Below are 13531 nucleotides of genomic sequence, written 5' to 3'. Positions count from 1 at the left end.
GTTATCGCCCGTTGCCTGCAGCAAAATTCTCCGTCGGCACTTCAATCTGGCTCAAAAGTTCCTGAATAATGCGTTCCGCCAAGCCCTCTTGCTGCCTCACCCGGTTGCGGAATACAAGTCGATGGGCGAGGACAGGCTCTGCCAATATTTTAATATCATCAGGGAGCACAAAGTCTCTGCCATGTAATGCAGCCCAAGCCTGACTTGCCTTGAGTAATGCCTGAGCTCCTCGTGGACTTACGCCAAGTGAAAGCTCGGGATGCTGCCTGGTAGCTTCTGTCAGATGAATAATATAGCGCAACAGATCTTCGTCAATCTGGACCGTTGTATACGTGTTCTGTGCCTCAAGCAGCTGCTCACGACTAATGATCGCGGACAGATCAGCAACAGAACGGCTCGCTACCGTACGTCTCAGAATTTCCACACTTTCTTCACTGCTTGGATAGCCCATTCGAATCTTCATCATAAAACGATCCATCTGTGCCTCCGGTAAAGGGAAGGTTCCCTGGTTATCTACCGGGTTTTGCGTAGCAATGACGATAAATGGTCGCTCCAGCTGTCTGGTCGAACCATCAATACTAATCTGCCGTTCCTCCATACACTCCAGCAAACTCGACTGAGTACGCGGTGTAGCTCGGTTGATCTCATCGGCTAGTACCAAATTGGCAAACAGAGGGCCAGGTCTGAACTCAAAGTCACCTTCCTTTTGGTTGAAGAAATGAATACCCGTCAAATCGGATGGCAACAGATCCGGTGTGAACTGAATACGCTGAAAGGTGCAATCCAATGAAGAGGCTACCGATTTTGCCAACATGGTTTTCCCCGTACCTGGCACGTCCTCCAGCAGAACATGTCCTGAAGCAATGATGGCTGTCATCACAAGCTCAATCGTTCGGCCTTTCCCCACAATGATCTTTCCTACATGATCCATGAGCTGCTTGTTCATTTGTTCCATTCTCTGGATATCCATAATTGGTTCTTCCTCCCGTGAATTGAGCTTATGTATTCGCATTCATTCTAACTATAACCCTAATCGTCCCAACAAAAAACAACAGGAACCGGCGTTTAGCCAATTCCTGCTCGCTCAGCTCTTGCCTTTACACCACGGGAAGCATAATAATGAACCGCGTGCCTTCCCCTTTTTTGCTATCCACAGAGATGTTGCCTCCGTGATTCTTAATAATGCGGTAACTCACGGAAAGTCCCAGCCCCGTCCCGCTCTCCTTCGTGGTGAAAAATGGGTCAAACAAACGCACAAGCGTGTTGTGGTCCATTCCCTGTCCATTATCTGCAATGGAGATCTGTACATACTTGTTCTCGGTTCCCGTGGAGATCCGAATCAGACCTGTGTGCTCTTCGCCCACATCCTCAATGGCATCCATCGCATTTTTAACCATATTCAAAATTACCTGCTTAATCTGTTTGACATCAATGGACACATTTAACGGAACTTCTGCTTCATCCAGGGTAATCTCGCATCCCTTCATTAATCCTTCACTTTCTGTCAGCAAGACCACCTCTTTGAGCAAAGAGTTAACAGACATAATGGTCTTCTGAGGAGCTGACGGTTTGGAGGAATTCAGAAATTCGTAGATAATGTCGTTCGCCCTGTCAATCTCCGTTAGAATGATTCGAGCGTACTCGTCTTTCCCCAACTGCAATAAATGGGGCCGAAGCAACTGGATAAATCCGCGGATAGCCGTCAAAGGATTGCGAATTTCATGGGCAATAGATGCCGAAATCCGCCCCAACATTGCAAGTTTGTCATTTTGATAAGCGGTCTGCTCAATTTGTTTATAATCGGAAACATCCTTCACACTGAATAGGAAGTCACCATCCATCTGATCCCCGTACGTTACTGTAACTAGCCAATGCCTGCCATACTCGTCAATCAATTCATGATAGCGCTTACGATGAAAAATGGTCTCCCGATAGATGCGTAGAATTTTCTTTTTCTTGAATCGGCTCATCTGTGGATGATGCAGCATTTGCATCAGGGTGCAGCCGCTCAACAGACTTCTAGGAAGCTCCAACAATTTTGCCATCTGAACGTTAATAAACGTCAGTACACCATTACTGTCAAACAACATAATACCGCTATCCAGATGCTCCAGGACATTCTCATACTTGTTGTTATCCAGATGTACAGGCGGGAATCCATTCGTTGGTCGAGGCACTGTATCCTGAAATTCACTAATCATGTCAGGTTCCTCCTTTTCACGTAAATGATAAACTTGCCATTCGGACATCATATCATCACAGAAACAGGAAGGGCCGATTTTATATTCATTACCGGTGCCCTTTCATTAGGGGGCTGAGCCGAAAATATGGATGGCATGTCCGGAACCCAAGCTGGTCTATTCCGGGTAACCAAGAGTCGATCCGGAAAACATTATACGTCTGTTCCATTCTAAGCTTCTCCTATTCCCAAACACGAACATTTTTTGCTCCGCCTCTTTTGCAAGTCTGTTTTTATCATAGACAAGTTTATAGAAGGGAGTCAATCGGAGAAAGTGTCGAATGGAAATTATTTTAAGAAAAACCGTGAATTAGTTTCTCCACACAACAAAAACGAAGCTTTTTCGCTTTATTGGCGAATCAGCTTCGTTCGTATAGTTTAAATTTTAAATAATTCAATTCAATTTATAGTCCACTCTTGTTATGCTGAATTTTGAGTCTGCGCTGACTCATGACGGCTAACCGACGCTTGAGTTCGCTTTCCCATTTCTCATCCTTCATTTCCTTGGCAAGCCGAAGCAGATCCAGAGACATGTCGATCTGACGCTGTACAATGACCATAGCATCCTCGCTTTCACGATTCACGCAATTTTCAAAAATCGCATCTTCATCTTCCGTCACGTAATCTTGAAAATCAATCTCCGACGCACCATCTCCATGCGCATATTCAGCCAGAATTTCATATTCATTTTCCACTTTATAATGCACTTCTACCCGGTGACATACCGGACAAAACAGCAGGGGAACATTATGAACCTGGGTGCGGTAATGCTTCAGCGTGCCCTTTGTTCCCACCATACTTGCCCCACAACAGTAACTCATTTTTGTTCACCCTCCTTATAACGTGCCGAGACTTTTTAATGGACAGCAGTCCCGTACACTTCAAGCACTTCCAAAAAAGGAATAGTTCCATCAGTGTATCACATTCATGTACAAATTATAAATGCAGAGCACCGGAATATTTACCGGGTTTCCATACCCTATTCGCCTTAAGGCCCTTCGATTCCTCTTTCCAAAGATAAAATGAAGGCATTCTTCTATTACATCATTACCACGTTTACGTCCCTGGTTAAACACTTTTCTTCCTATAGGTCTTATATTCTGGCAAAAGGGTGCAAAAAGCCCTCAATCCCATGAGGGATGAGGGCTTGAACTATAAATGTTCAAGTTAAATCAGGCTTACAGGTTGTTGTCGCCTGGTTTCCAGTTCATTGCACACAATCCACCGGATTGCAGAGCTTGCAGTACGCGAAGTGTTTCTTCAACACTGCGGCCTACATCATTGTGGTTAACTACTTGATATTTCAATTCGCCTTCTGGATCAATGATGAACAGGCCGCGCAGTGCAACGCCTTCTTCTTCGATCAGAATGCCATAATCTTTAGCAACTTGTTTCGTGATGTCGGACGCCAATGGGAAGTTCAATTGACCCAGGCCATTGCTGTCTTTAGGTGTGTTGATCCAAGCTTTGTGGCTGTGTACGGAGTCAACGCTCACGCCAAGAACTTCAGTATCCAAAGCTTTGAATTGCTCAGCAGCATCACTCAAAGCTGTAATTTCAGTTGGGCACACAAAAGTGAAATCCAAAGGATAAAAGAAAAATACGAGCCATTTGCCACGATAATCGGACAGTTTTACGGAACCAAAGTCTTGTCCATCTCCCGATACTGTTTCCATTGCAAAATCCGGTGCGGGTCTACCAACCAAACGTTCTGCCATAACTAACAATTCCTCCTTCGGGATTATGTAAGCACTCAAGTTGAATGCTCATCATTAAGAAAAACGTGAACGTTTTTCTTCTAATTAAAGTAATATTGTTACTTGATAACAAGTACAAGTAAAATGTTATCATCCGGACTTCTCAAAGTCAAGATTATAATCGTTGTTTTTTTATAATAATTATAAATAAGGATTTTTCGTGGCAAAAATCATAAAGGAACAGCCCTCTGCAATTCCGGATCGGAGCAAAGAGCTGTTCTGTTATTCCTATTATTACGCCTGTTTCTGAATTGCCGCGACGATCAGATCGCCCATTTCCGTCGTGCTGATCGCTTTGCTCTTGTCTACAGCGATGTCGCTCGTACGATGTCCTGCATTCAGCACATCAGACACAGCTGCTTCAATTGCGTCAGCACCTTCCGCATAACCAAAAGTTGTACGGAACATCAACGCCAGCGAAAGGATTGTTGCGATCGGATTCGCCAGTCCTTGACCTGCGATATCCGGTGCTGAACCGTGTACTGGCTCATACAAACCAAAGCTGCCTTCACCCAGCGATGCGGATGCCAGCATGCCGATCGAACCTGTCAGCATCGCTGCTTCATCACTAAGGATATCCCCGAACATATTTTCAGTCACGATTACGTCAAAGCTGGATGGACGACGCAGCAGCTGCATTGCACAGTTGTCAACAAGTACATGTTCCACTTCAACATCCGGATATTCCGGTGCTACACGGTTAACGACTTCTCTCCAAAGACGGGAAGTTTCGAGCACGTTGGCTTTATCTACAGAAGCCAGCCTTTTGCTGCGTCCTTGAGCAATTACAAACGCCTGACGAACGATGCGCTCCACTTCGGTTACATTATATACACAGGTATCTACGGCTTCCTCGCCTTGTGCACCTTCACGTCTGAACTTTTCACCAAAGTAGATTCCTCCGGTCAACTCACGCACGACCATCAGATCCGTACCTTCCAGCACTTCCGGTTTCAAGGTAGAAGCATCCTTCAAGCAATCAAATACGACGGCCGGACGCAGGTTCGAGAACAGTCCGAGCGCTTTACGGATGCCAAGCAAGCCTGTTTCCGGACGCAATTCCTTGCTGTTGTTGTCCCATTTTGGACCGCCAACGGCTCCAAGCAGCACAGCATCCGCACTTTTACATACGGTCAGTGTTTCTTCAGGAAGCGGTGTACCCTTCTCATCAATGGCGATTCCACCAAACAGTGCATGCTCTGTCTCAAAACGGTATCCGAACACTTCCTCCGTACGTTTGAGAACTTTTTCTGCCTCGGCTACAACTTCAGGACCGATTCCGTCGCCTGCGATTACTGCAATTTTTTTCACGTCTGCCATGGGTTGTCCACTCCTTATATCGATTCATTCGATTGTTCGCTTTAATAATTAACGTGTCATTTATAACTCTCTCTTTTGTATCATATTCAGAGGTCATTTGACCAAGATATACAATCTATGACTTTAATAGTTTTTGCCTATAAGTGGTTTTGAATTGGTTGTTCTGTACCTCTGACTGAGTTAAAATAAACCCTGAAGACAAATTCAGGTAACTCAGGAGGGATTGCAATCATGCAATACACGTACTTGGGAAAATCAGGTCTTAAAGTCAGCCGGATCTGTCTCGGCACGATGAATTTTGGGCCTGCTACAGACGAAAAAGAGGCATTCCGTATCATGGATGCAGCACTCGATGCCGGTGTGAACTTTTTTGATACCGCTAACATTTATGGCTGGGGCGAAAATTCGGGTCTCACCGAGGAGATCATTGGACGCTGGTTTAAACAGGGCGGCGGTAGACGTGAAAAAGTCGTTCTGGCGACCAAAGTCTATGGCTCCATGCACGATGATACAGACGGTCCAAACAACGATGCTGGCCTCTCCGCTTACAAAATCAGACGTCATCTGGAAGGTTCCCTCCGTCGCCTGCAAACCGATCATGTTGAACTCTACCAGATGCACCACGTTGATCCTGCTATTTCGTGGGACGAGCTGTGGGGCGCATTTGAAAACGCTGTTCATCAGGGCAAAATTGGTTATGTAGGTTCAAGCAACTTTGCTGGATGGCAGATTGCCGTTGCTCAAAGTGAAGCCAAGAATCGTCATTTCCTCGGGCTTGTATCCGAGCAGCATAAATACAGTCTCAACTGCCGTTTGCCTGAGCTCGAAGTGCTGCCCGCAGCGAAAGAGCTGGGCCTTGGCGTTATTCCGTGGAGTCCGCTGGATGGTGGGTTACTCGGACGTAATGCACTCCAAAAGCTGGAAGGCACACGCAGCGGTGGCATTGCTGAACGCATTGAGTCCCATCAAACGCAGTTGGAACAATTCGCGGCACTTTGCCGTGAACTCGGCGAACCGCAGGATACCATAGCTTTGGCCTGGGTTGCCGCTAATCCGGCAGTTACCGCACCCATTATTGGGCCGCGTACGCTGGAGCAGTTTGAAACAGCACTCAAATGTTTGGATGTTACTTTGGATGAAGCGGTCCTCAAACGTTTGGATGAAATCTTTCCGGGTCCGGGAGGACAAGCTCCGAATGCATATGCTTGGTAAAAGCTTAACAGCTTAAACTGAATACATCTTTTTAACGAAAAATGCTCTATATAGAAATCAATTATTCTATGATATAACAACAAAAAAGTCTGACCTTCACATGTTGAGGGTCAGACTTTTTATGTACCTCACTGCACTGACATACCCCGGCTGGGAACTCCATCTCAGCTTCTCCAGCCAGACGAATTCCTGTCCAATGAAGAGCTTTGCTTGCTGCAAATGATATGTTACAGGTTCACATTAACGCGATTCGTGTAAGTCTTACGTTTCTCTATCAATTTGTTCAAGCCATCTACATAAGCACGAGCACTGGCACCCAGAATATCGGTACTTACGCCACGTCCTTGTACAGATATTTCATTTTGAGTAAGTACGACATGAACCTCACCCAATGCATCCTTACCATGCGTAACCGATTTGATCGAGTAGTCGGATAGCGTTACCTCTTCTCCGCTCACTTGGTCAATCGCATTATAAATGGCATCAACAGACCCATTACCTTCAGCTTTTTGTTCCACCGTATCACCCTCAAGTGTAGCAATACGAACTTTAGCAGTTGGAATGGATTCATCACCATATGTCACAAAGATGGATTCCAGTTTAAACACTTCAGGTGCATCCTGCAATTTCTCTTCGATGACCGCCAGCAAATCCTCATCTGTCACTTCTTTTTTCTTATCAGCCAGATCTTTGAATTGGGCAAAAGCACGGTTCAATGCTTCATCTTCCAGTTCATAACCGAGCTCAATCAAGCGCTCACGGAAGGCATGACGTCCCGAGTGTTTACCTAACACGAGCTTGCTTTCCTTCAGACCGATGGTCTCTGGCGTCATAATTTCGTAGGTTGTTTTCTCCTTCAGCATGCCATCCTGGTGAATTCCGGATTCGTGTGCAAACGCATTCGCACCAACAATCGCTTTATTCCCAGGCACAACCATACCCGTCAAACGACTCACGAGACGACTGGTCCGAGCAATTTCAGAAAGCTGCAGCGAAGTTTTCGCCTGGAAAAATTCCTGACGTGTCTCCAGTGCCATGGCAATCTCTTCAATCGCGGTATTACCTGCACGTTCACCAATGCCGTTGATGGTGCCCTCAATTTGATCGGCTCCGTTCAGAATCGCTGCGAGAGTGTTGGCAGTTGCCATCCCCAGGTCGTTATGACAGTGTGCACTCAGCTGCACCTTATCAATGTTGTGTACGTTTTCCTTGAGATGTTTGAAAATGTTTCCGTATTCATATGGGCTCAGATAGCCAACGGTATCCGGGATATTTACAACAGCTGCACCTTCTTCCACAGCCATATTCACCATCTCAACGAGGAAATCATACTCGGTCCGACCTGCATCCTCCAAAGAGAATTCAATCTTCGAAAAAGTATTCTTCGCATAGCGAATGGCTGACCGAGCTGTGTCAAGAACTTGAGCTCTGTCCATGCGCAATTTATGCTGGCGATGAATGGGTGAAGTTGCCAAAAAGATGTGGATACACGGGTCTTGAGCGCCCTTCAACGCCTCTTTCACCGCATCGATATCCTGCTCTCTGGAGCGGGATAAGCCAATAACAGTAACATTATTGACCGCTTTGGCTACTGCATTAACTGCCGCCAAGTCGCCTGGAGAGGCCGCAGGGAAACCGGCTTCCATCCGGTCAATACCAAGCCGCTCGAGCTGGTGCGCAATTTCCACCTTTTCACGAGTGTTCAGATTGACCCCCGGGGATTGTTCTCCATCACGCAGCGTTGTGTCAAATACATAGATTTTACGCACGCCTCGCACCTCCTAGACTTGTATTTTATGTTCCTCTAAACCAGTAATAGCGGCACACGCATATGCACGGCCGCTATTCCCGGTTAAAGCTGTAAGTTTACTTGATGACCTTAAAGCCGATGCTTACTTCTTGATCCAGTGCATCATCTCACGCAATTGTCCGCCAACCACTTCGATTGGGTGTTCAGCTTCGTTGCGACGGGTTGCTGTCAGGAACGCACGGCCGGATTGGTTTTCCAGGATGAAGTCACGTGCAAATTTACCTTGTTGGATATCTGTCAGGACTTCTTTCATTGCTTTCTTCGTATCTTCCGTTACCACGCGAGGTCCAGTTACATAGTCACCGTACTCTGCTGTGTTACTGATGGAATCACGCATGCTTGCAAGTCCACCTTCATACATCAGGTCAACGATCAGTTTCAATTCGTGCAGACACTCGAAGTATGCCATTTCAGGAGCATAACCCGCTTCTGTCAACGTTTCGAATCCAGCTTTTACCAGGGCACTTACACCGCCACACAGAACAGCTTGCTCACCGAACAGGTCTGTTTCTGTTTCTTCACGGAAGGAAGTTTCGATAACCCCTGCACGCGTGCAACCGATACCTTTGGCATAAGCCAGACCGATATCTTTTGCTTTACCTGTTGCATCTTGCTCAATTGCGATCAGGCCCGGTACACCGAATCCTTCCACGTAGGTACGACGTACCATGTGGCCAGGGGACTTAGGAGCTACCAGCAATACATCGCTGTCTTTTGGAGCAACGATTTGACCGAAATGAACGTTGAAACCGTGGGAGAAGAGCAATGCTGCGCCTTTTTTCAGGTTTGGTTCGATTTCGTTTTTGTACACAGATGCTTGTGTTTCGTCAGGGAGCAGAATTTGAACTACATCTGCACGGCTAGTTGCTTCAGCCGGGGACAGAACTTCAAATCCGTCATTTTTTGCAGTGTCAAAAGATTTACCTTCACGAAGTCCGATGACTACGTTCAATCCACTGTCACGCAGGTTTTGAGCTTGGGCATGGCCCTGGCTACCGTAACCGATGACCGCAATCGTTTTTCCTTTCAATACGCTAAGTTCTGCATCCTGTTCATAATAAGTAGTTACTGGCATGTTTATAAGTCCTCCTTTGTATTGTAAAGAACCCTTCATTAATGAGCGGGTGTCTCAAGGGACCGGTACGCTTTCCTGCTATAGCGTCTCTGGTCTGATCCGATCCGTTCAGACACCCGCCCGTTAATGCGGGTGTGTGGCTATATTGTCAAGCGTTACATCACTAAAATGTTAAATTGCAACTTGTACGGGACTGGTACCTCATCTAAGAATAACGGTATATTTCAACTCCGTGCTGCTAATATACCTTTGTCGTTCCATGGATAAGCATCAGACATCGCTTTTTAATATGACTGTTTAAACGTTACCTCGTACCAATGCAGTTATTCCTGTACGTGACAGTTCGCGAATGCCATAGGGCTTAAGCAATTCTATCATCGCATCAATTTTATCCGTATCTCCGACCACCTGTATAATCAGGCTGCCTGGACCAACATCTACAACTGAGGCGCGGAATGTCTCCACCACACCCAGAATTTCTGGACGTTCGGAGGGCTCTGCCTTTACCTTGATCAACGCAAGTTCACGGGCAACCATCGGTTTCAGACTAAAATCAACCACTTTGATGACATCAATGATTTTGTACAGTTGCTTTTCAATCTGTTCCAGCGTTTTGTCATCACCGATCGTCACAATGACCATCCGAGACAAACCCGGTTCCTCGGATTGACCCACCGTGATGCTCTCAATGTTGAATCCCCGTCTACCGAACAACCCTGATACCCGCTGCAGGACGCCAGGCTGATCGTTGACCAATATCGAAATCGTATGTCTAATCATTCCTCAGCATCCCCCATCAGCATTTGATCTATTGTCGCTCCTTGCGGAACCATTGGATAAACATTTTCTTCCTTGCGAACTACGAATTCAACAACGACCGGTCCTGGTGTATCCAGGGCTTCTTGCCAAGCACGCTCAGCTTCTTCCTTGTTGGTTGCACGCAATCCTTTTACGCCATAAGCTTCAGCAAGTTTTACAAAATCAGGGCTGCCTGCCAGATCGATATGACTGTAACGGTTCTCATAGATGATCTCTTGCCACTGACGAACCATTCCAAGCACCTGATTATTGATAATAACAATCTTCACCGGGATGTTGTTAATGGCACAAATCGCAAGCTCCTGAGAACACATCTGCATGCCGCCGTCACCGTTAATGGAAATAACAAGTCTGTCCGGGTTGGCCATTTGAGCACCGATTGCAGAAGGGAATCCAAAACCCATCGTTCCCAGTCCACCGGAAGTTACCCATGAACGCGGTTGGTTGAATTTGTAATATTGTGCTGCCCACATTTGATGCTGGCCAACGTCCGTAGTGACGATTGCTTCGCCCTTGGTTGTATCATTCAGCATTTCCACAACCCACTGCGGTTTCAATACTTCCTCTGAATCTGTGTAACTATATGGCTTCTCTTGTTTCCATTGTTTGATCTGGTCTCTCCATGCGTCTGCACGTTCAGCGCGTTGAACCTCTTTGTTCGCTATTTCCAGAACCGTCTTCACATCACCAACGATTGGAATGTCCGTTGCAATGTTTTTGCCAATCTCAGCCGGATCAATGTCAATGTGCACAATTTTGGCATGTGGAGCGAATCCGTCCAGCTTGCCTGTTACCCGGTCATCGAAGCGTGCTCCGATGTTAATCAGCAAATCCGATTTTTGAATCGCCTGATTGGAAGTGTATGTTCCATGCATCCCCGGCATCCCGGTCCACAATTCGTGACCACTCGGGAATGCTCCAAGTCCGAGAAGTGTTGTCGTGATTGGAATGCCTGTCTTTTCCACAAATTCGAACAGCGCTTCGTGTCCACCGGAGTAAACTACACCGCCGCCTGCCAGAATCATCGGACGCTCTGCTTCCTGAATCGCCTGAGCCAGACGATCAACCTGAAGTTTGTTCGGTACTGTCCGTGGGTTGTACCCTCTCAATATAACAGGTTCAGTCACGGGTTCAAACAACGTTTTGTTAGCTGATACATCCTTCGGAATGTCGATCAATACGGGACCTTTACGTCCTGTATTCGCAATATGAAATGCCTCATGAATGACACGTGACAAATCTTTTACGTCTTTTACCAGATAACTGTGTTTGGTGATTGGCATCGTGATTCCGGTAATATCCGCTTCCTGGAAAGCATCAGAGCCAATTAGACTGGAAATAACATTTCCCGTAATGACTACGAGTGGTACGGAATCCATATACGCTGTTGCAATCCCCGTAACCAGATTCGTTGCTCCAGGTCCGGAGGTAGCGATACAGACACCCACTTTTCCGCTCGCCCGTGCATATCCGTCAGCTGCATGAATGGCGCCTTGTTCGTGACGGGTTAACACGTGCTTGAAATCCTCGAAACCATACATCGCATCGTAAATGTACAACACTGCGCCGCCCGGGTAACCAAAAACGCACTCTACACCTTCCAGCAACAAGCTTCTCAGCAGAATTTCTGAACCGCTAATGACCTCCGGCTTCATCCATTTTTCACGTAATTCATCTGTCGATCGTACTTCTGGAATTTGAGCTCCCATCAGTCATCCTCCTCTCGGAATTTACATCATTCTGACATTTAAAGTTACAAAAAAAACCTTCCATCCCTGCAAACAAGTTCATGCTTGCGAGGGACGAAAGGTTATCGCTTCCGTGGTACCACCCAACTTTGTCCGAAATTTCGCAATAACGGACCTTACCAGGTACAAAAAATGATAGACCAAACGGACATACCCGTTCTCCATACCTGTTGTCTGTAACGCAGACATACGATTTTCCCTAATAACCCAATGGAGTGACATCCAATGCTTTTCAGGAAAACAGCTCCGAGGTGAGCTCGTATATAAGGGATAATGGTGGTGGTTTCAGCAATTCCAGCCACTCTCTGAGCAAAAGAGCCCTTAAAACTTCGTCCTCTTCATAGCCGATGAAATATTCTCGTTAAATGTTAGGAACATTATATGATTCCTCCAACCGATAAGTCAATACCCCTTTTGTATAAAAATTCAGAACATCCCTAATCTTTCATCCTGAATCTTTAACGTTATCCCAATCCCTGCGCTTCATTCAGTCACCTTTCAACTTCCCTCAGGCATAGGATATACGAGCAGCACGACTGGTCCTGAAAGGAGGCTTCCGATGGTGCTTCGGCAACGTAAATCCAAGCTAGATGATGCCGCCATAATGAGGCTGATTGACTCTCAACTTGTTCCTCTATCTCATATGAGTGAAAGTGAAATCAATAAAATACGCAAAGAAATACCCCTGCGAATGAACAGGGGCATGACCTTTGTTGTCTCACCGAATCCTGACAACGAAGCTGTCGCATTCATCCATTTTCTCATGCACGGCGAACTGCTGTATGTGGATATGATGGCTGTTGCTCCAAAAGAACAGCGAAAGAGGTACGGCCAGACTTTACTGCTCAAAGCGGAAAACTTTGCGGCTTCTCGAGGTTGCAAAAGATCCAAAGTGATGGTTGACGAAGGCAATACAAAAGGACTTCGATTTTACCAGAAAAATGGATATATCACGATTCGATACATTATGTTAAGCCGCTGCTACGAGTTGGAAAAAACATTATAAATCGGTTTAGAAAAAGCCTGGCGGCCGTGGTCCGTAGGGTCCATATCCAGGTCCTGGTCCATATCCACCACCAAATCCTGGTCCGTACCCTGGGCCTGGTTTTGGTCCCGGGCCATACCCTGGACCAGCACCTGGACCATAACCGAATCCAGGACCAGCGCCGTAAGCATAAGGCAGCGTACCGATTGCGAGCAGATCAAATAATACCAATGGCAAAATGGCTTTGGTGCGTACTTTTTTGCCAACTGAGCGTTTCAGCACCAATTTATTGCCCGATACTTTCAACAGCCTCCCGCTCACCCGAGTACCGTCTTTTTTGATCGCAACAATATTTTTGCCTATTAATTTCATCGCTTCATCACGCGTAACATGTTGTTTCATACTTTCCCCTCCTCCTCGGATCGTTCAAAACAGTGTATTCGTCCAGAGCCAGCTTCGCTTGTTTCTTTGTCCCTAAATGAAAATATGGGTGTCTTCCCCATCACGGTCAAGCATCTTGGCAGTTCGCTTTTTTTTCTTATAAAAACACAAAAAGGCTCGCACGA

General features: G+C 46.3%; 12 protein-coding genes. 2 read left to right on the top strand and 10 right to left on the bottom strand.

Annotated features, from left to right (window positions below; all coding sequences use genetic code 11):
* Nucleotide 1: 1 nt before the first annotated feature.
* From P5G61_RS23525 to leuB, 5 genes are all read right to left on the bottom strand, one after another.
* The gene (locus P5G61_RS23525) at nt 2-970 is read right to left on the bottom strand and encodes an AAA family ATPase (protein ID WP_301248646.1); all 969 of its coding nucleotides are present in this window, start codon (nt 968-970) and stop codon (nt 2-4) included.
* Between the two features lie 127 nt (nt 971-1097).
* The gene (locus P5G61_RS23520; RefSeq protein ID WP_301248645.1) at nt 1098-2201 is read right to left on the bottom strand and encodes an ATP-binding protein; all 1104 of its coding nucleotides are present in this window, start codon (nt 2199-2201) and stop codon (nt 1098-1100) included.
* 442 nt (nt 2202-2643) lie between these two features.
* Nucleotides 2644-3060, bottom strand: a complete 417-nt coding sequence (locus P5G61_RS23515) for a hypothetical protein (protein WP_024628323.1) — start codon at nt 3058-3060, stop codon at nt 2644-2646.
* A 357-nt stretch (nt 3061-3417) separates the two neighbouring features.
* A complete protein-coding gene (locus tag P5G61_RS23510; RefSeq protein WP_024628322.1) occupies nt 3418-3957 on the bottom strand; it encodes a peroxiredoxin in 540 nt (179 codons plus the stop codon).
* Between the two features lie 273 nt (nt 3958-4230).
* Complete coding sequence (gene leuB, locus P5G61_RS23505; RefSeq protein ID WP_024628321.1) at nt 4231-5316, bottom strand: 3-isopropylmalate dehydrogenase; 1086 nt, start codon at nt 5314-5316, stop codon at nt 4231-4233.
* A gap of 231 nt (nt 5317-5547) precedes the next feature.
* Here leuB and P5G61_RS23500 point away from each other — a divergent pair, with 231 nt between their 5' ends.
* Complete coding sequence (locus P5G61_RS23500; RefSeq protein ID WP_024628320.1) at nt 5548-6528, top strand: aldo/keto reductase; 981 nt, start codon at nt 5548-5550, stop codon at nt 6526-6528.
* A 227-nt stretch (nt 6529-6755) separates the two neighbouring features.
* Here P5G61_RS23500 and P5G61_RS23495 read toward each other — a convergent pair whose 3' ends face one another.
* From P5G61_RS23495 to ilvB, 4 genes are all read right to left on the bottom strand, one after another.
* Complete coding sequence (locus P5G61_RS23495) at nt 6756-8297, bottom strand: 2-isopropylmalate synthase (protein ID WP_301248644.1); 1542 nt, start codon at nt 8295-8297, stop codon at nt 6756-6758.
* Nucleotides 8298-8420: 123 nt separating this feature from the next.
* Nucleotides 8421-9413: a ketol-acid reductoisomerase gene (gene ilvC, locus P5G61_RS23490; protein ID WP_024628318.1), complete on the bottom strand. Its 993-nt coding sequence runs from the start codon at nt 9411-9413 to the stop codon at nt 8421-8423.
* Nucleotides 9414-9710: 297 nt separating this feature from the next.
* Complete coding sequence (ilvN, locus tag P5G61_RS23485) at nt 9711-10193, bottom strand: acetolactate synthase small subunit (RefSeq protein WP_079346240.1); 483 nt, start codon at nt 10191-10193, stop codon at nt 9711-9713.
* Complete coding sequence (gene ilvB / locus P5G61_RS23480) at nt 10190-11941, bottom strand: biosynthetic-type acetolactate synthase large subunit (protein WP_301248643.1); 1752 nt, start codon at nt 11939-11941, stop codon at nt 10190-10192. Before ilvB ends, ilvN begins: the two co-directional genes overlap by 4 nt.
* A 598-nt stretch (nt 11942-12539) precedes the next feature.
* On the opposite strand from ilvB, the gene P5G61_RS23475 reads away from it, so the two are divergent.
* The gene (locus P5G61_RS23475) at nt 12540-12986 is read left to right on the top strand and encodes a GNAT family N-acetyltransferase (protein ID WP_435874280.1); all 447 of its coding nucleotides are present in this window, start codon (nt 12540-12542) and stop codon (nt 12984-12986) included.
* A 6-nt stretch (nt 12987-12992) separates the two neighbouring features.
* Here the strand turns inward: P5G61_RS23475 and P5G61_RS23470 are convergent, their stop codons facing one another.
* Nucleotides 12993-13367 carry a hypothetical protein gene (locus P5G61_RS23470; RefSeq protein WP_301248642.1) on the bottom strand — a complete coding sequence of 125 codons (375 nt, stop codon included), beginning with the start codon at nt 13365-13367 and terminating at the stop codon, nt 12993-12995.
* Between the last annotated feature and the right edge of the window lie 164 nt (nt 13368-13531).

This window comes from Paenibacillus vandeheii (assembly GCF_030433635.1).
GTDB lineage: Bacteria > Bacillota > Bacilli > Paenibacillales > Paenibacillaceae > Paenibacillus > Paenibacillus vandeheii.
Note: the sequence above shows the minus strand (reverse complement) of the source record. Positions and strands in the feature narration are given on the sequence as shown.